This is a genomic window from Streptomyces crystallinus (genome assembly GCF_039521265.1).
Lineage (GTDB): Bacteria > Actinomycetota > Actinomycetes > Streptomycetales > Streptomycetaceae > Streptomyces > Streptomyces crystallinus.
In genome coordinates, this window is sequence record NZ_BAAACA010000014.1 from 212,751 (window position 1) to 231,205 (window position 18,455).

An 18,455-nucleotide genomic window follows, 5' to 3' on the forward strand; every position below is an offset into this window, starting at 1 on the left:
CAACCATGACAGCCATACGCTCGGCGTTCCCGCCCAGGATCGCCACCGCGGGAGCCCTCCTGTTGAGTGCGGTCACCGCCGCCGTGCTGCTGCCGGCCGTGGCCCTCGCCGCGGAAGCGGAGCCCATCACCACGCATTCCGGCGCCACCACGGAACAGGAGCGCCGTCAGGTCGATGCCTACTGGACTCCCGACCGTATGAAGCTGGCGGGCGCGCTGATCCCCGAGATCACGCCCGTTCCGGAAGACGACAACACGCCCGACGACCCACGGCCGCTGCCCGCCGACACACCTGACCCCGGAGCCACTTGGACGCACGCGGGGGCCGTGGGCAGGAGCGTCGGACGGCTCTTCTTCACCTTTTCCGACGGCTACGACGGCAGTTGCACCGCGACCGTCGTCAACAGCGCAAACCGCAGCACCGTCATCACCGCAGCCCACTGTCTGCGGAGCGTGGGGGCTCCCGGCACCCACGGCACCTGGAACCACAACCTCTATTTCGTGCCGGGCTATCGCAACGGCACGAAACCTCTCGGTGGCTTCAGCATCAAGAGCATGGCCACCTCCTCCCGCTGGAACGCCGACCCGGGCAAGACGACCTCGGAGGACGTCGCTGTCGCCGGGTACGACACCGGCGTGCTCGTCGCCCACCGGTCGGTCGAGGGGCGAAGGATCGCGGAGGTCACGGGAAGCCAGAAGATCGCGTTCACCGAGCCCGTACCGGACGAGTTCGTCCATACCTTCGGATACCCGAAGGGCCGTCTCAACGACCCCTCGGCCAAATACGCCGGATCCCGCATGATCCACTGCGCCGGACCGGCCCGGCCGGGTCCCAAGGCACCCCTCCTGTGGGGTGAGTCCTGCGACATGTCGAGCGGGGCGAGCGGCGGGCCCCACTTCGCGCGGTTCGACCCCCGCACCGGCACCGGCACCGTCGTCGGCGTCACCACCACCTCCGACGATCTCGCGGGCGGCCCCACACCCACCCTCTACGCCACACGTCTGGGCGGCAGCGCCCACCGCCTCTACGACTGGGCACAGACCCGGGTGGTCTGAGACTGGGCACGGACCCCGGTGCTCTGACGACGGCCCGGTTCCCACCGCGCCCTCCGTCACCGGCCTCGGCGGCGCGGCCGCCGAGGCCTTCGCGGGCAACGTCACAAGCCGCCCGTGAGGTGCATCCCGGCGGGCCGGCCCGAGATCGGGCCGGCCCGCCGGGTCCGTCCGTCCCCGACGGTCACTGGCAGAGCACGAACGCCGTCAGTGACTGCGCCGCCGCCCCGGTGTTCCGGCCCCTGACGACCCAGCCGTCCCCGGACGCGTAGCTGTCGGTGAGGAAGATGTCCCAGCCGCTGGTCTGGCCACCGCCACCGGTCGGCGCCGTTCCGGCCGGGCAGTACACGTAGGCACTGCCGTTCGAGCCGCCACCCACCGATACCGACGTGCCGAACACCGGCGCCCCCGCTTGGGCTGCCGACGCCTTCACCGCTCTCGGGGCCGGCTTCGGTGTGCCGGAGCCCGACTCCGACGCCGCCGAGGCCGCGGTCGCCAAACCGACCACCGCGACGATCGCAGCCACCAGACCTGCGGCTTTCCCCCTGATTGCCATACCGTTCCCCCTTTGAAACGGCCGGGCCGGTCGACCCGGCACACCCTCACTGTGCCGGGCCACCCTCCCTCGTGGCCATCTTGTTCCCGCTGAACGGAACACGGGTTGGTTTAACCCATGTGGGTGACACCGCGGCCCGACAGGGAGCCCCGAACGTGTCCTCGTAGCACTTGCGTACGACATCGACGTCGCCCCCTCCCCCCGCCGGAACCCGGCACCTCTGATCAGCCCGGCTATCGGTGACGCGCGGGCGTCAGACCTGCGCGGTTTCAGGCGGTACGAACCGTCGCGTGACGGCCGTTGGTATGACTCCCCGAACTCAGCTCGCCTCATGGAGAGTTGATGACAGCGGGTGCACGACGAAAGCCACCGAGCCCGCCGTTCGCGCGCAACGCGCGCGTGCGGCACCGAAGAAGCAGCCGATCGACAGCCGTCAGGGCACGTCCGATTGGGCCTGGCCCCACGTATGACACACCAGAGGCGCGCATCGCGTCCCAAGGGTGTTCAGTGGAAATGAAAGGCCCTTACCGGGGCATTCCAGGCATTCAGGTAATTGAAAGGTGTTCCACCGTGCATCTGCTCCCCCGTCACCGTCGTCCGCTGTGGCCCCTGGCCCTCATCGCCGCGGCCGGAGTGATCGCCGCGGCGCCGACCGCTGCCGCCGCCACCACGCAGGCGACCTCCCCCGCATCCGCTGCGGCCGAACAGAACCCCACCCCCACACCCCCGGCCCCGCCGCAGGCTCCGGCCGCGCCGGCCACGGAGCAGCACCACGACGCGGCCGCCGCCCAGCCGGCCACGCCGCAGACCCCGGCAACGGACGCTCAGCAGCAGGCGGTCAAGCCCGCGAACCCCGCGGAGAAGCTGCCGGCCAAGCCGGCCGTCCCCGGGCAGAACATGCCCGTCAAGCCGGGGGCACACGACCCCGCGCCCCAGGTGCCGTCCGTCCCGGCCTCCCCCACCACGGTCACGCCGTCCACGGAGCAGCACCACGACCAGGCCGCCGCACAGCCGGCCACGCCTAACAGCCCGGCCGCCCAGGCCACTCCGGACAAGCCGGCCACGCCGCAGACTCCCGCGCTGGACGCGCAGCAGCCGCCCAAGCCCGCGTCCCCCGCCGAGCACAACCCGGCCAAGCCGGCGACCTCCGCGGAGAACATGCCGGCCAAGCCCGCGGCCCCGGCGGAGAACATGGCCAAGCCCGCCGTTCCCGCGGAGAACATGGCCAAGCCCGCCGCCGAGAACAAGCCCGCCGCCCAGGAGTGGCAGCTGCCCACGGCTCAGCCGTAGGTCGCGGCGCCGCACGCCTGACCGAGCGTGCAGGAGAGGGCAGGAGACCCCAGCGGGACCGCTCCCGCTGGGGCCGACCTGCTCTGCGAACCGCCCACCTGCCCAACGAACCACCTGCCCAACGAGCTGGCTGCTCTGCGATCCAGCACCCCCTCCGACCACACCACCCGGCTCCCACCGGACAGTTGCGCGCTCGCCCCGGTCACAGTCTCCGGGCATGCGGCAGTCGCGCAAGGTTCGCGCTGGCCAGCCGCGCCGCGTGCCGGGTGACGGCCGTCGCGGTGACGATCCGGCGGCTGTCGAGGACGGTTGTCCCGATGGCGGCGACGACCTTGCCGGTACGGGTACGGACCGGCGCCACCACACAGGACATCACCACCTCGTCCTCCCAGTGATGGACGGCCGCGCCCTGCTCCTGAGCGGCCCGCACACGCCTGGCCCACTCGGAGGGGACCTGGCCGGGCGGCCGCGTCCAGGCCGGTGCGGCGGCCGCCATGACGACCTCGGCGGCGTTGCCCGGCGGCAGGACCACCCCGTGCCGGTGGGGGAAGACCGGGTCCGCCGCTCCCGGCAGCCCGTCGACGATCACCATATGTCCGGCGACGGGAGCCGCGATGGCGACGGCGTATCCGGTCGAGGCCGCGAGGTGCCGCAGGGGCAGCGCGGCGGCCCGGCCCAGTAAGCGATGGGGTGTCCAGGAGCTGCTCAGGCGGACGATCGTGCCCCCGATGCGGTAGCGGCCCGCCCGTCGCTCCACCGCACCCACCGCGGCGAGCTGATCCAGCAGGCGGTGCGCGGTGGTCTTGGGCAGCCCCGCCTCGACCGCGAGCTCGCTGAGTCCCGCCTCCTCCATCCGGGCCAGTACCTCCAGCAACTGGAAGGCACCTTCCAGGACACTCCGCCCGGCCGGGGCCTTCGCCGCGGTGTGCCGGGCCGCGTCACCCTCCTCCGGTCCCGCGACCCGACCGTCCACCGGCACAACCGAACCTCTTCTCGTGGCACTTGGGCGCGTGGGCATACGGTCGGCGAGCTCCATGGGGACTCCAGAGGTGGAGGCCCCCGCACGTCGCGGCGTGCGGGGCGCCAGGCGTCTTGACGGCGGGCGCGGAACGCGCCGATCAGCCCCGAGCCCCCGCCGCCCACCACACCGGGCCCGGATCGCGCGAGTCGGGATCGCGTCAGCGAGTCTGGCGCAGAGACCACACGCCAAGGGAAGACGTAGTCCGTATCCTTTTCCGGGCGGGATCGTGGATACGGCCGTTGAGCTGGGGGAACCGGAGTGGGTGGCGGTTCGGGTTTCGGGGCGGAGTTACGCCGTCTGCGTGGGGAACGGGGTTTGTCGCTCGCCGAGTTGGCCACGCTGACCCACTACAGCAAGGGCTATCTGAGCAACGTCGAGAACGCCCGCAAGGCCCCTTCCGCCGAACTCGCCCGCCGACTCGACACGGCGCTCGGCGCCGACGGCGAACTGGTGAAGCTCGCCGACGCCCGCCACGAACCCCCGTTCCCTTACCGGGGTCTGGCGGCGTTCGAGCCGGAGGACGCCGACTGGTTCTTCGGCCGCGAGCGGATGACGGCCGATCTGGTGAGCCGGGTCCGTGCCTGTGTGTCCGGTTCCTTGCCGCTAGCGGTGTTCGGCGCCTCGGGGGCCGGCAAGTCCTCGCTGCTGCGCGCCGGGCTGGTCCCGGCACTCGCGCGCGGCGCGCTCGCCACGCCCGGTTCCGCCGACTGGCCGGTGCTGGTGATGACCCCCACGGCCCACCCGGTGAACGCGCTCTGCGAGTCGGTGGCGGAGTCGCTGGCGCTTCCCCTCGAGACGGTACGGAAGCGTGTACGGGAGGGTATCGGTTCCGGAGGGTTGAGTTCCGTGCTGCGGACCGCGCTCGCGGGCCGACGCATGCTCCTGGTCGTGGACCAGTTCGAAGAGGTCTTCGCCGTCTGCGAGGACGAGGCCGAGCGCTGGTCGTTCGTCACCGCCGTCTGCGACGCCGCCCGCCCCGGCCCGGACGCCCTCCCGGCGGCCGTGGTGGTCCTTGGCATACGCGCCGACTTCTACAGCCGGTGCCTGGACCACCCCGAGCTGCTGCGGGCGGTCCAGGACAACCATTTCGCGGTGGACGCGATGGCCCGCGAGGAGCTCGTCGAGGCGATCACCGCGCCGGCCCGGGCCGCCGGGCTCGTACTGGAGGCCGGCCTGACCGAGCTGCTGCTGCGTGACCTCGGCGTGGCCCCCGGCAGCGCCCACACGACGTACGAACCGGGCGCACTGCCCCTGCTCTCCCACGCACTGCTGGCCACCTGGCAGCACCGCGCCGACTCCCGGTTGACCGTGGCCGGATACCAGCTCACCGGTGGTATCCACGGCGCCGTGGCGACCACCGCCGAGCGCGTCTACACCCGGCTGGATCCGACCGCCCAACAGGCGGCCCGCCAGGTGCTGCTGCGCCTGATACGCGTTGGCGAGGACGGCTCCGACGCGCGCCGCCGGGTCGCGCGTGACCGGCTGGTGGAGCAGTGCGGCGGGCAGGCCCCGCAGATCGTGGAGGCGCTGGCCGCGGCCCGGCTGCTGACGCTCAGCGACACCACCGTGGAGATCACACACGAGGCGTTGCTGCGCGCCTGGCCGAGGCTGCGGGACTGGCTCGCGGAGGACCGCCAAGGACTGCGCGCGCTCGACCAGCTCGCCGAGGCAGCAGACGCCTGGGAGGCCCTGCACTACGATCCGGACACGCTGTTCCGCGGCACACGCCTTGCCCTGGCCGGTCAGTGGGCCGCCGACCATCGCGACGCGCTGTCCGAACGCGAGGAGCGGTTCCTGGAGGCGAGCCTGGCCGCCGAGACCGCCGAGCGGCAGGCGACCCGGCGCCGCACACGGCGACTGCGCCAGCTGGTCGGCCTTCTCACCGTCCTGCTGGTGATCGCGTCGATCTCGGTGGGGTACGCCATGGACGCCGAGCACCAGGCAAAGGAGCAGCGCAACATCGCCGTCGCGCGCAGGGCCGCGAGTGAGGCGGCGGCGCTGCGGGAGAGCAACCCCGCACTGTCGATGCAGGTGAGTCTGGCCGCGTATCGTCTGGCGCGGACCGCCGAGACCCGCGACACCCTCCTCGGCTCGTTCGCCCTCCCCTACGCCAGCCGTCTGGTCGGCCACACCGCGGACGTGGTCTCCCTGGCCATCGGCCCCGACGGCCACACCGCCGTCACCGGCAGCGCGGACCACACCGCCCGGCTGTGGGACATCACCGAGGACCACCGCCCACGGCAACTGGCCCTGCTCAGCCAGGCCGACGAGGTCAAAGCGGTCGTCTTCGCCCCCGGCGGCCGGCTCCTGGCCACCGCCGGCGGCCACACCGCCCGCCTGTGGGACGTCTCCGACCCACGCCACCCCCGCGCACTGGCCGAGCTGACCGGGCACGACGACACCGTCAAGGCACTCGCGTTCAGCCCGGACGGCCGCACCCTGGCCACCGCGAGCAGCGACCACACCGTACGGCTGTGGAACGTGTCCCAGCCCCCACACCCCCAGCTCCTCTCGACACTCACCGGACACACCACGCAACTGGGCACCGTGGCGTTCAGCCCGGACGGCCGCACACTGATCAGCGCCGCCGACGCCACCCCCTGGGTGTGGGACGTCAGCGACCCGCGCCACCCCCGCACCATCGGATTCCTCAGCGGCCACACCGGAGGCGTCAACGCGGCGGTGTTCAGCCCCGACGGCCACACCGTGGCGACCGCCGACTGGGACCACACCGTACGGCTGTGGGATCTGACCCGTCCCCGCTCCCCGCGCGCGCTGGCCACCTTGACGGACCACGCGGCCATCGTCTGGTCGGTGGCCTTCAGCCCTGACGGCCGCACCCTCGTGTCGACGGGGGACGGCGCCCGGCTGTGGGACGTCTCCGACCTCGGCCGTCCCGTCCGTATGACCACCGTTCCCGGGTTCCGCGCCGCCGCGTTCACCCCGGACGGCCACACCCTCGCCACGACCGACGTCGACCACACCGCCCGCCTCGTCGACCTGCGCGAGCTCCCGCTGGTCGGCCACGCCAACGTCGTGGTGGGGATCGCCCTCAGCCCGGACGGACACACCCTGGCCACGGCCAGCTGGGATCGCACGGTACGGCTGTGGGACGTCACCGACCCCCGGGGGCGACGCCCGCTCGCGACCCTCACCGGCCACACCAACTTCGTACGGTCGGTCGCCTTCAGCCCCGACGGACGTACCCTGGCCAGCGGCAGCGACGACGGCACCGCACGGCTGTGGGACGTGGCCGATCCCCGCGCCCCGCACCCCGTCACGACGCTGGAGCCCCAGTCCTCGGAAGTAGCCGCCGTCGCCTTCAGCCCGGACGGCCGCCGACTGGCCACCGGCGCGTACCAGAGACTCAAGGTGTGGGACGTCAGCACCCGCGACCACCCCAGGGAGGTGGCCACCCTGGACGGCTTCCCCCATATGATCTGGGCGGTCGTCTTCAGCCCCGACAGCCACACCCTGGCCGTCGGCGGGGGTCAGGGTGTCACCGCCCGCTTCTGGGACATCGCGGACGGCCGTCATCCACGTGAGCTGGCCTTCCCCTTCGGCAGCACCGACACCGTCGCACCCGGCGCCTTCAGCCCCGACCGTACGGTCCTGGCCACGGTCAGCAACAACCTCGACAACGACAACCTCGTACGGTTGGTCGACTTCGGCCGTCCCTCCCGGCCACGGCAGTTGGCCACGCTCACCGGCCACACCGGCAAGGTCCGCGCGGTGGCCTTCAGCCCCGACGGACGCACCCTGGCGACCGCCGCCAACGACAAGACCATCCGGGTGTGGAACATCGCCGATCCACGGCATCCCGCGCTCCGCGCCACCCTCACGGGCCACACCGACAGCGTCACCTCGGTGGTGTACCTGCCCGACGGCCACACCCTGGCCACCGGCAGCGACGACCACACCGCACGGCTGTGGAACACCTCCACCGACGAGGTCGCCACCCGGGTCTGCGCCACGGTTCACCCGGCGATCACCCGCCCCGAATGGGACCGCTACTTCCCGGCGACGGCTTACCGGCCCCCGTGCACCGGTTGAGGCTCACCTGGGGTTGGCCCACGGACAAGCCAGGACCGGCGGGCAGGCCATCGTCGCCGCCACCGACGTCGCACAGGGTGGTGAACGCCGCAACCAACCGCCTGGCGCAGGCGTCGCGTAAGGCATGGAACGCGCATGGCTCGTCACCCTCATTCCCCTGACCATCGGCACGGTCTTCCTCAGCTTCGGCATATACGGCCTGCGCCGCGCCCGTGCGCTGCGCCGCAACGGCGTCACCGCCAGGGCCCGGATCGTGCGCCATGAGGTCGGCCGCAGCGACGAGGGCGGCACGTTCTACTACCCCGTGGTGGCCTGGACGGCACGGGACGGACGCACCTGCGAGTACGCGTCCAGGTTCGGCCGGGGAAGTGTCCGCGGCGGCTTCGGCGTCGGGAGTCACGCCGTGGTCCTGTACGACCCCGAAGCCCCGGACCGGTTCACGATCCAGGGCTGGGACATGAAGGGGGTGGAACTGCTCTTCACCGTGGTGGGAGCGGTCTTCACCACGGGCACGCTGACCGTACTGCTCATCCGGCTGCTGACCCTCTGAGAGCCTGCCCGTGAACCCCGGCCGACCCCGGCCACCGCACCGCCGGGGCGTGCGCGCACCGGCATCGCACACGCCCCTTGCGTCGAGTGGCTACTGGTAGCTCGGCACCATCCACCGCGCGCGGTAGTGCTGGCTCTGGTTCCACCAGCGCGTCAGGTCGGTGTGGCCGCCGGTGGTGACGAAACGCAGCCACGACGTCGTGTAGCTCGGGTTGGTGTTCGACCCCTCGCAGCCGTCCGCGCAGGTCGTCAGCCGCTCCCCGGAGACCGGGTCATTGCCGATGCTCTTGACCAGCGGCTGTACGTTGAGCTCCTTCTCCGCGAGATAGTCGGTGCACCAGTGGTTCTCCATGCCGCCGCCGCTCACCTGCTGGGGCAGGGGCCACCGCAGCGAGCCCTTGTAGCAGCCCGCACTGCCCGACTTGGAGAACTGGACGATCCCCGCGTTCGCCGCCACCCACAGCCGGTCCGGGTCTCCGTACACCGGCTCCAAGTCGTGTCCCCAGGCCGCGGCGAGGCCGCCCGAGGAGATCTGCTGGGGCAGCGCGAAGGGCTCTCCGTCGTCGAGCGTCCCCGTGGCCGGATCGTAGGTGTAACGGACCAGCGCATGCCCGCCGATCGCCCACAGCGAGCTCGTCGACGGGTCGTAAAGGACCTGGTGGGCGGCCTCCAGCGGCTTGGAGGACAGCGGTTTGGCGGGGCCGGGGGTGGGGCTCGTCGGGTCGCCTGTGGCCCGCGCGTACACCGCGACCGTGCCCGTCTTGCTCGACGCGACGGCGACGTTCCCGTCCGGCAGCAGCTCGGCCCCGTGCACATTGCTCACACCGGCGTCACCGACGTTGTACGCCCACTTGTATCCGGACAGCGACGGGTAGGGGATCACCCCGACGAACCCGCTGTTGCCGTCCGTGACCACCATGACCTTCTTGGCCGGGTCACCCTCGGCGTACGCCCCGGCGGGCCGCAGCCGGTGGTCCGTGCCGCCGCCCCAGGCGCGGGTGGGGAAGAGCTTCCCGGCCGGGTCCGCGACCGAGTGGTACGCGTCGGGCAACCAGCGCTGGTACGGCCCGTCGGCCACCTTGCCCGATCTGAAGAACTCGATCGCCGGAACGTCCGCCGGGTAGCCCCCGTTGGCCACCGGCTTGCTGTTGCCCGCGCTCACGACCGACGAGGTGTCATCGAACTCGATCTCCAGCGTGGGCGCGTTGTACGCCGCGTCGCAGGCGTAGACGGACGCGCTCGGGTTCATCGAGCAGAAGTCCTTGTACGCCTTGCTGTCGAGCTCGCCCGCCGACAACTGGATCCCGTAGTTGGGCAGCGCCCCCGTCGAGCTCGTCCACGCGCGCACCATCGCGGTGACGTCGAGGCGGTGGATGCCGTTGGAGGTCGCCGGGTCGAACGGCCGCGCCTCGTCGGCGCATCCCGCGCTGCCCACGCCGAAGTTGGCGGAGGCCTGGTAACCGGCGGTGACGGCGGGCCGGGTGGCCCACGTGACCGTCTTCTCGTTCCAGGCGGCGGCGACCGGGTCGGCGTACATCCACCAGCCGTCACAGGAGCCGGTGTACGAGTTGTAGAGCCGCAGTGCGGCACTCTTGATGGCGACACCCTTGAGCCGGGCGACATCGAACTGCACATAGCTGCGGTAACGGGTGGTCCCGTTGTCGGGCGAACCGATGTGCAGCACGCTGCCGGCGGAGTGGTCGCGCGCGTCGGTGCTGCTGACATACGTGTCCTGCACCCGCTTGACGATGTTGCGCGGCCCGCTCTGCACGACCGGCGAGACGGCCGGCGTCACGGTGTAGGCGTCCTGGGCCACCGCCGCGCCGTCGGAAGAGGTCCGCGCGGTCGCGGGCACCGCGCCGAGGAGCGCGGCGACGAGGACCACGGTCCCGCCTGACATGAGGCGACGTATCCCCCGCCGCCGCACCGAATTTCGTCTCACTTCACACCTTTCGCCTGCTCCCGGCCTCCCTCCGAGGCCGGGGCAACGCTAACGGGTGCGTGTCCTGCGCCGGTCCACCCGGTCGGATACTCCGGGGACGGGCGGGATCAGTGAGCCGCGAACGGACGTGTGATACCGGCCGACCGGCCCGCAGGGACCCAGTGTCGGGGGCCGGCGGAGACGGGTGCGGTCACCAAGCGGCACGGGGCCCGCCCCGGCTGCGGCAGCCGGGGCGGGCCCTTCCTCCACGTGCGCGTAAGCCGGACTCGTACGCTTCAGCCAGGCCAGGTCCCCGTCAGGCTGCGCGTGGCGGTCGCGCCGGCGCGGTCGACCGCCGCCTTGACCCCGGCGAAGATCGCGCCTTGCAGCGACGCGGCGAGCAACACCTCACGCCACGAGCGTTCTTCGTCGGTGGCGTCGGGGGCGTCGTCCTCGTGCCCGAGCATCTTCCACGCCTGCTTGAACAGCGCTCCCGCCGCCATACCGCTGAGGGCTCCCAGCGCCAGGCCGACCGGCTTGTAGGCGATCTTCGATGCCTTCACCCGAACTCATCCCTTCCGACGACGGCAGGCCAGCCACACCACGACAGTCGTGCCCACTGCCGTCAGCAACAGCTTGCGGTGGTCCCGCGCCATCCGCACCCCCTCGGCCGTCTTCTGCCGTACGGGCTCGGGCGCCTTCTCCTCCCACAGCTGACCGGCGTGGGCCGCCTGGACCCGGGCCTGCTCGGCGGCCTGGGCGGCCTTGCCCCTGACCGGGTCGGGCAGCCTGTCCTGCGCCAGATGGGCCAGGTCGGCGGCCTTCACCTTCAGCTCCTCGGCCTTGGCAGTGGCCTGTTCCCTCAGCTCCTCCGCCTTGACGACCGCCTGTTCCCTCAGCTCCTCCGCCTTGGTGGCCGCCTGCTCCTTGAGCTCGGAGGCCTTCTCGTGCGCGCGTGCCTTGACGTCGGTCTTGGCCGCCAGCGCCTCGACCGTCTGTCCGAGCTCGGAGCGGGTCTGCTCGACCTGCTCGCGCAGTTCCTCGGGGCCGGAGGCGGTGGGGTCTCCGTGAGACGGCTCGGTCATCGGTGTGCACTCTCCTTGATCTCGGCCACATCGGCCTTCACGTTCTCGATCGTCTGCTCAGGTACCGGCGGCGCGGCCCGGCCGACCTGCTTCTTCCCGAGCATGGCCATGACCGCGGCGACCACACCCAGCACTGCCGTCACGATCAGCGCCGCGGCCCATACCGGCAGCGGCACCGCCAGTGCGGCGATCGCGGTGGCGACCAGCGACTGCGCCATGAGGAAGCCGACGACTCCGGCGCCGCCGAACAGGCCACCGCCCTTGCCGTAGCGCTTTCCCTTCTCCTTCATCTCCGCCTGAGCCAGCCTCAGCTCGCCGCGTACCAGCTCCGTCAGCTGCTGCGCGGCGCGCTGGACCAGCTCGCCCACCGGCTCCTGGCTCGCGTTGCGGTCCGATCCGGCATGGTGCGGCTGTGTGTTCGACACGGCGGTCACCTCCCGTCCCACTCGTCCTACAGCCGGCCGCATCGTGCGTCCGGCCCTCCGATGAGGACGCGGGTACCCCGAAACGGCGAGTTCAGGGGGCGGGGTGGCCCACCTGCGACGACAGGCATCCGGGCACCCGCCCCCACAAGGTCCGCCCGCCCAGAAGTGTCACCGTTCCCTTCACCTTGAGGGTCCAACGGCCAGACTCCTAGCCCACCCGGGCACCCCCTGTCAGTCCGTAACCTTCCGGATTCTCCGCCCGGCGGCCCCGTCACTACCCTCCGAAGCTCCTGTCACACGGCGGTCGGTCCCACGGCCGCCGCGCTTCCCCCAGGAGGTCACGTTGAGCGCGCACCACCCCACCCGCAGGAGCATCCTCAAGTCCGCCGGCGGGCTCACCGCCGCCGCGGCCCTCGGCGCCGGCGGCGTGCTCGCGGCAGCGACGACGGCCTCGGCCGCCGGCGACGGCTTCGGCCTGCGCATCGTGGACCGCAACGAGGGCGACCCGAGGATGTGGTACTACCGCTTCCAGACCGACGCGATCGGCTGGAACCCCGGTGTCAACGTCCTGCTGCCCGACGACTACCACTGGAGCGGCCGCACCTACCCCGTCCTCTACCTCTTCCACGGCGGCGGCACGGACCAGGACTTCATCACCTTCGACCGCGAGGGCATCCGCCAGTGGACGGCCGGACGGCCGATCATCGTCGTGATGCCGGACGGCGGCCACGCCGGCTGGTACTCCAACCCCGTCAGCTCCAACGTCGGCCCCCGCAACTGGGAGCACTTCCACATCAACCAGCTGCTTCCCTGGGTGGAGGCCAACTTCCGTACCTTCGCCGAGTACGACGGACGGGCCGTGGCCGGGTTCTCCATGGGCGGGTTCGGCGCGCTCAAGTACGCCGCGAAGTACTACGGCCACTTCGCCTCCGTCAGCGCCCACTCCGGCCCCGCGAGCCTGCGCCGCGACGGTGGTCTCGTCGGCCACTGGGCGAACGCCTCGGCCGCGGCCCTTGATCTGAACGGCGGCACCATCTACGGCGCGCCCTTCTGGGACGAGGCCCGGGTGAGCGCCGACAACCCGGTCCAGCGCATCGAGAGCTACCGCAACAAGCGCGTCTTCCTCGTCGCCGGAACCAGCCCCGACCCGGTCAACTGGTTCGACACCGTCAACGAGACCCAGGTGCTCGCCGGGCAGCGGGAGTTCCGCGGCCTGCTCGACCAGGCCCGGATCCCGCACGAGTCGTACGAGGTGCCCGGCGGCCACTTCATCCGCCACGACCTGATGCAGCGCGACATCGACGGCATCATCGACCGCCTGCGCAAGGCGTGACGGGAGGACGTCCCATGTCGTTCACCACTGCGCCACGGCGTGCGCTGCGCCTCGCGCTCGCGGCGGTCGCGGCCCTGCTGCTGGGCCTGCTCGCCGCGGCCCCCTCCTCGGCGGCTGCCCAGGTCCGCGCGCAGACCGCCACCCGGGCGGCCGGTTTCACCGGCGCCTGCCCGACCACCGGCTTCATCTCCCAGTACTACAGCTCGAGCCACAACGGCATCGACATCGCCAACGACCGCGGCACCCCGATCTACGCCGTCGGCGACGGCGAGGTGACGATCTCCGGATACGAGCCCGGCTACGGCCAGTGGATCCGGATCCTGCACCCCGACGGGACCATCACCGAGTACGGCCACATGTACGAACGGGACGTCCAGGTGGGCGACCGCGTCGTGGCCGGGCAGCAGATCGCGCTGATGGGCGCCGAGGGCCAGGCCACCGGCCCGCATCTGCACCTGCGGGTCTGGGCCGACGCGGGCGCGAGCGTGCGCACCGACCCCATCCCGTATCTCGCGGAGCGCGGCATCGACATGCCCTGTACGCCCGGGACCGGCCCGCGTCCCAAGCCGTTGGAGTATCCGGCGGAGTCGGGGCGGATCGTCTCGGCACGCTCGGCGGACGGCCGTCTGGAGGTCTTCGCGGCCGGGGCCGACGGTGTCCACCACGCGTGGCAGCTGGGAGTCAACAGCGGCTGGTCCGAGTGGGAGCCCCTGGGCGGCCCCGGCGGCGCGGAGCTGGCGATCGGCCCCAACGCCGACGGCCGCCTGGAGGTCTTCGCCATCAACGGCGATGTCTTCCAGCACCGCTATCAGCTCTCGCCCTCCGGCGCCTGGTCCGGCTGGGAGAACTTCGGCGGCGGCGGAAAGGACATCGCGGTCGGCGCCAACGGCGACGGACGCCTCGAAGTCTTCGCCTCCGGACCCGTGGGCGTCTTCCACAGATACCAGAACGCGCCCAACAGCGGCTGGTCGCAGTGGGAGGGCACCGGCGGCGGTCCCGCCAACAGCCGTATCGAGATGGAGAAGTCGCCGGACGGGCGGCTTGAGGCCTTCGCGATCAACGGCGATGTCTTCCAGCACCAGTACCAGACGGCCGTCAGCGGCGGCTGGTCCGCCTGGGAGGACTTCGGCGGCGGCGGCCGTGACCTGACCGTGGACCACAACCAGGACGGACGCCTGGAGGTCTTCGCCTCCGGCCCCACCGGGGTGTTCCACAAGTACCAGAAGGACCGCACCAGTTGGTCCGGCTGGGAGTCCACCGGCGGGCCCGCCGACGCGCAGCTGACCAGTCAGCCGACCGCCGACGGCCGGGTGGAGGTCTTCGCGATCAACGGCAGCGTCGCCCAGCACATGTGGCAGACCGGTCTGAACGCCCCGTACGGCCAGTGGGACTCCTTCGGGGGCGGCGGTACGGAGGTCACCGCGGTGGCCAACGCCGACGGCCGCATCGAGGTCTTCGGGACCAGCCGCGCGGGCGTCTACCACAAGTGGCAGACGGGCTTCGCGACCTGGTCCGAATGGGCCTGGCTCAACAGCACCTCCGGCCCCGCCGTCAACTGAGGAGACAGCAGGTGAGAACTGTGCAGCGCGCTCGCAGAGCGCCCCGTCGCGCCATTCTGGCGACCGTGATCTCGTTGCTCCTCGGGGCGGGCGCCCTGGTCGGCGCCTCCCCCGCGTACGCCGCACCGAGCGATCTGTGCGCCCAGGTCGGCTACAACGCGGGGTTCCGCGGCGAGGGTCTGGTGACCGCCGTCGCGGTCGCCCTCGCCGAGTCCAGCTGCGACCCGACGGCGACCAACGTCCAGAACAACACCCCGCCCTCCACCGACCGCGGCCTGTGGCAGATCAACAGCTACTGGCACCGTGAGGTGGACGACAACTGCGCCTTCGACCCCCAGTGCAACGCGAACGCGGCCTTCCGGATCTCCTCCGAAGGCGCCAACTGGCAGCCCTGGTCCACCTACAACGCGGGTGCGCATCTGCGGCACATGGGCGAGGCGCGGGCCGCCGTGGACCGCTTGGGCCACCACGAGCCCGGGCCCGCCCCGCTGGTGTACCCGGCGGAGTCGGGGCGGGTCGTCTCGGCCCGCTCGGCCGACGGTCGTCTGGAGGTCTTCGCGGCCGGAGCCGACGGTGTCCACCACGCCTGGCAGGTGGGGGTGAACGGCGGCTGGTCCGACTGGGAGAACCTGGGCGGGCCGGGCGGCGCGGAGCTGGCGATCGGCCCCAACGCCGACGGACGCCTCGAAATGTTCGCGATCAACGGCGACGTGCTCCAGCACCGCTACCAGCTCTCTCCCTCGGGTGCCTGGTCCGGTTGGGAGAACTTCGGCGGCGGCGGAAAGGACATCGCGGTCGGCGCCAACGGCGACGGACGCCTGGAAGTCTTCGCCTCGGGACCTGTCGGCGTCTTCCACAAGTACCAGAACGCGCCCAACAGCGGCTGGTCGCAGTGGGAGTCCGCGGGAGGCGGCCCGGCCAACAGCAGGATCGAGATGGAGAAGTCGGCCGACGGGCGCCTCGAAGTCTTCGCGATCAACGGTGACGTCTTCCAGCACCAGTACCAGACGGCCGTCAGCGGCGGCTGGTCCGCCTGGGAGGACTTCGGCGGCGGGGGCCGCGACCTGACCGTGGACCACAACCAGGACGGACGCCTGGAGGTCTTCGCCTCCGGACCCTCCGGGGTGTTCCACAAATACCAGACGGACCGCGCCAGTTGGTCCGGCTGGGAGCCGACCGGTGGGCCCGCCGACGCGCAGGTCAGCAGCGAGCGCTCGCCCGACGGCCGGGTGGAGGTGTTCGCCATCAACGGCAGCGTCGCCCAGCACCTGTGGCAGACCGGCGTGAACGCCCCGTACGGCCAGTGGGACTCCTTCGGCGGAGGCGGTACGGAAGTCACCGCCGCCACCAACGCCGACGGCCGTATCGAGGTCTTCGGCACGAGCCGCGCGGGCGTCTACCACAAGTGGCAGACCGGAATGTCGACCTGGTCCGAATGGGCCTGGCTCAACAACAGCTCCGGCCCCGCCGTCAACTGACCCGAACGGCCCCCACGGAGAAGAGCCATGCATCCGATCAGCAGGCGGCGCCTGCTGCGGACGGCCGGGGCGGGAGCACTCGTGCTCCCGCTCGCGGCCCGTACCGCGAGCGCCACGGGCGCCCCGGCCGACGTCCCGCCCCACCAGTGGGTCGACGCCGGCCCCTTCACCCCCGTCCACGACCCCTCCACGCCCGTCCGGAGCCGCTACTTCAACGACCACACGCTCGTCCGCGCGGACGGCCGCTGGCACCTGTTCGCCATCGTCGGCGACAGCGCCGCGCCCGGTCAGGCCCCCGACAGCAGCGCCGAGACCACCTTCGCGCACGCCTGCGCACCGGACCTGTACGGCCCGTGGACCAGCCACCCTGACGCGCTGAGCGTCGATCCCACGTACTACGGCGAACAGCACCTGTGGGCGCCCCATGTGATCGAGTCCGCGGGCACCTACTGGATGTTCTACGCCGCGGGCGGCAGCGCCGGGGCCGCCATCAACCTGGCCACGTCCACCGACCTGTTCACCTGGACCCGGCTGCCGTCCGGGCCGCTGTTCCGGGGCCGGGCGGCGCGCGACCCCATGGTCGTACGGATCGGCGCCGACTGGGTCATGTACTACACCGAGCTCTCCGCCGACGGCCACCACCTGGTCTGCTGGCGCCGCTCCCCGGACCTGCTGCACTGGAGCGCGCCCGGCGCCGCGTTCACCGACGACAGCACCGCCCCCATGGGCGTCTCGGTCACCGAGTCGCCGTACGTGGTCGAACGGGACGGCTGGTTCTATCTGTTCATCGGGCCGCGCGGCGGCTACGACGGCACCGACGTGCTGGCCTCCCGCGACCCGTTCCGCTTCACCCTCGACGGATACGCGGGCCATGTCCCCGGCCACGCCGTCGAACCGGTCACCGACGGGCGCGAGTGGTACGCGAGCGCCGCCGGCTGGTTCCGGCACGGCCTCGGTGTCGCTCCGCTGCGCTGGCAGGACACCCCGCCGACGTGGCAGAGCCCGGACAACCCGGTGGCGGCCCTGGACGTCCACGGCCGGCTGACCGTCTTCGCGCTCGCCGCCGATGACCGCTCGATGCTGCGGCGCGTCCAGCTCGACCCGGACGCCGACACCTGGTCGGACTGGGAGCCGTTCGGCGGCCCCGCCGGTGCGGTGCCCACGCTCGGCCGTGACGCCGACGGCCGCCTGGAGGTGTTCTCGCTCGCCCCGGGCGGCGTCAACCTGCACCACCGGGTCCAGCGCCCGGACGGCGGCTGGGAGGACTGGGAGGAGTTCGGCGGCCCCGCCGGGGCCGCGCCCGCCGTCGCCCGCAACGCCGACGGCAGGCTGGAGGTCTTCGCCCTCAGCCCGGGCGGCGCCCTGATCGCCCGCCGCCGCCAGTCCGCACCGGGCGCCCGGGGCTGGGAGCCGTGGGACGCGGGGTTCGGCGGGCCCGCCGGAGCGCCGCCGGTCGTAGGCGTCAACGCCGACGGCCGCCTGGAGGTGTTCGCCCTCACCCGAGGCGGGACGGCGATCCTGCACCGCTGGCAGCAGAGTCCGGGCGGCGCCTGGTCCTCGTGGGACCGGTTCGGCACGGCGGCGGGTGCGGCCCCGAGGGTGAACCGCGACGGCAGCGGCCGGCTCACGGTGACCGCGCTCGCCCCTTCCGGCGTGGCCGCCTTCCACCGGCGCCAGTCGGTGCCGAGCGGCGGCTGGGACGACTGGCAGCCGCTGTTCGGCTGGTCGGCCGCGGCCCCGCTGCTCGGCGCCAGTGCCGACGGCCGCCTCGAAGGCTTCGCGCTCGCCCCCGGCGGCGAGCGGCTCACCCACCGCTGGCAGCTCTCCCCCGGCGGCGCCTGGGATCCGGGCGAGGACATCACCGAGCCGGGTGTCACACTCGCCGCCTCCCCCTCGCAGGCGGCCGACGCGACCGGCCGTCTGCACCTGTTCGCCGTCACCTCGCAGGGCCGCGTACGCACCCGCGTACAGGAGCGGCCCAGCGGCGGCTGGCGCCCCTGGACCGCCTTCGGCACCCTCACCGCAGCCACCTGACCTGCCCCGATCACCCTTCCCCGTACCGCGAAGCCCCTCTTCCCGCCGTCGCCCCCGCACGCCGAAGTGGCCGATGCCACGCGGTGGAACGCCAGGGGC

14 protein-coding genes are annotated in these 18,455 nt (G+C 72.2%); 8 read left to right on the forward strand and 6 right to left on the reverse strand.

What is annotated here, in order from left to right:
• The first annotated feature begins 5 nt into the window (after positions 1-5).
• The gene (locus ABD236_RS11535) at positions 6-1,055 is read left to right on the forward strand and encodes a trypsin-like serine peptidase (protein WP_344073218.1); all 1,050 of its coding nucleotides are present in this window, start codon (positions 6-8) and stop codon (positions 1,053-1,055) included.
• A gap of 181 nt (positions 1,056-1,236) precedes the next feature.
• Here the strand turns inward: ABD236_RS11535 and ABD236_RS11540 are convergent, their stop codons facing one another.
• Positions 1,237-1,608, reverse strand: a complete 372-nt coding sequence (locus ABD236_RS11540; RefSeq protein WP_344073220.1) for a hypothetical protein — start codon at positions 1,606-1,608, stop codon at positions 1,237-1,239.
• Between the two features lie 570 nt (positions 1,609-2,178).
• On the opposite strand from ABD236_RS11540, the gene ABD236_RS11545 reads away from it, so the two are divergent.
• Positions 2,179-2,898 carry a hypothetical protein gene (locus tag ABD236_RS11545; RefSeq protein WP_344073222.1) on the forward strand — a complete coding sequence of 240 codons (720 nt, stop codon included), beginning with the start codon at positions 2,179-2,181 and terminating at the stop codon, positions 2,896-2,898.
• Between the two features lie 202 nt (positions 2,899-3,100).
• On the opposite strand, the gene ABD236_RS11550 is transcribed toward ABD236_RS11545, so the two are convergent.
• Positions 3,101-3,871 (reverse strand): helix-turn-helix domain-containing protein, encoded by a 771-nt coding sequence (locus ABD236_RS11550; RefSeq protein ID WP_344073224.1) that lies wholly within the window; start codon positions 3,869-3,871, stop codon positions 3,101-3,103.
• A 306-nt stretch (positions 3,872-4,177) separates the two neighbouring features.
• Between ABD236_RS11550 and ABD236_RS11555 the strand changes: the two genes are divergently transcribed.
• On the forward strand, positions 4,178-7,972 hold the full coding sequence (locus ABD236_RS11555; protein WP_344073225.1) for an nSTAND1 domain-containing NTPase: 3,795 nt from the start codon (positions 4,178-4,180) through the stop codon (positions 7,970-7,972).
• A gap of 124 nt (positions 7,973-8,096) precedes the next feature.
• Positions 8,097-8,522 carry a DUF3592 domain-containing protein gene (locus tag ABD236_RS11560; RefSeq protein WP_344073227.1) on the forward strand — a complete coding sequence of 142 codons (426 nt, stop codon included), beginning with the start codon at positions 8,097-8,099 and terminating at the stop codon, positions 8,520-8,522.
• A 90-nt stretch (positions 8,523-8,612) separates the two neighbouring features.
• On the opposite strand, the gene ABD236_RS11565 is transcribed toward ABD236_RS11560, so the two are convergent.
• From ABD236_RS11565 to ABD236_RS11580, 4 genes are all read right to left on the reverse strand, one after another.
• The gene (locus ABD236_RS11565; protein ID WP_344073229.1) at positions 8,613-10,421 is read right to left on the reverse strand and encodes a DUF6528 family protein; all 1,809 of its coding nucleotides are present in this window, start codon (positions 10,419-10,421) and stop codon (positions 8,613-8,615) included.
• Between the two features lie 317 nt (positions 10,422-10,738).
• On the reverse strand, positions 10,739-11,005 hold the full coding sequence (locus ABD236_RS11570; protein WP_344073231.1) for a DUF4235 domain-containing protein: 267 nt from the start codon (positions 11,003-11,005) through the stop codon (positions 10,739-10,741).
• A 6-nt stretch (positions 11,006-11,011) separates the two neighbouring features.
• Positions 11,012-11,527, reverse strand: coding sequence for a DUF3618 domain-containing protein (locus tag ABD236_RS11575; RefSeq protein WP_344073233.1), 516 nt, complete (start codon positions 11,525-11,527; stop codon positions 11,012-11,014).
• Positions 11,524-11,895, reverse strand: coding sequence for a phage holin family protein (locus ABD236_RS11580; protein ID WP_344074214.1), 372 nt, complete (start codon positions 11,893-11,895; stop codon positions 11,524-11,526). The genes ABD236_RS11575 and ABD236_RS11580 overlap by 4 nt, the downstream gene beginning before the upstream one ends.
• 400 nt (positions 11,896-12,295) lie before the next feature.
• On the opposite strand from ABD236_RS11580, the gene ABD236_RS11585 reads away from it, so the two are divergent.
• The 4 genes from ABD236_RS11585 (at position 12,296) to ABD236_RS11600 (ending at position 18,356) form a co-directional block, all read left to right on the forward strand.
• Complete coding sequence (locus tag ABD236_RS11585) at positions 12,296-13,285, forward strand: alpha/beta hydrolase (protein ID WP_344073235.1); 990 nt, start codon at positions 12,296-12,298, stop codon at positions 13,283-13,285.
• A 14-nt stretch (positions 13,286-13,299) separates the two neighbouring features.
• Entirely contained in the window at positions 13,300-14,844 is a 1,545-nt protein-coding gene (locus ABD236_RS11590) for a DUF8189 domain-containing protein (RefSeq protein ID WP_344073237.1), read from the forward strand.
• 65 nt (positions 14,845-14,909) lie between these two features.
• Positions 14,910-16,322: a DUF8189 domain-containing protein gene (locus ABD236_RS11595; protein ID WP_344073239.1), complete on the forward strand. Its 1,413-nt coding sequence runs from the start codon at positions 14,910-14,912 to the stop codon at positions 16,320-16,322.
• Positions 16,323-16,349: 27 nt separating this feature from the next.
• Positions 16,350-18,356 carry a DUF8189 domain-containing protein gene (locus tag ABD236_RS11600; RefSeq protein ID WP_344073241.1) on the forward strand — a complete coding sequence of 669 codons (2,007 nt, stop codon included), beginning with the start codon at positions 16,350-16,352 and terminating at the stop codon, positions 18,354-18,356.
• Positions 18,357-18,455 lie beyond the last annotated feature (99 nt).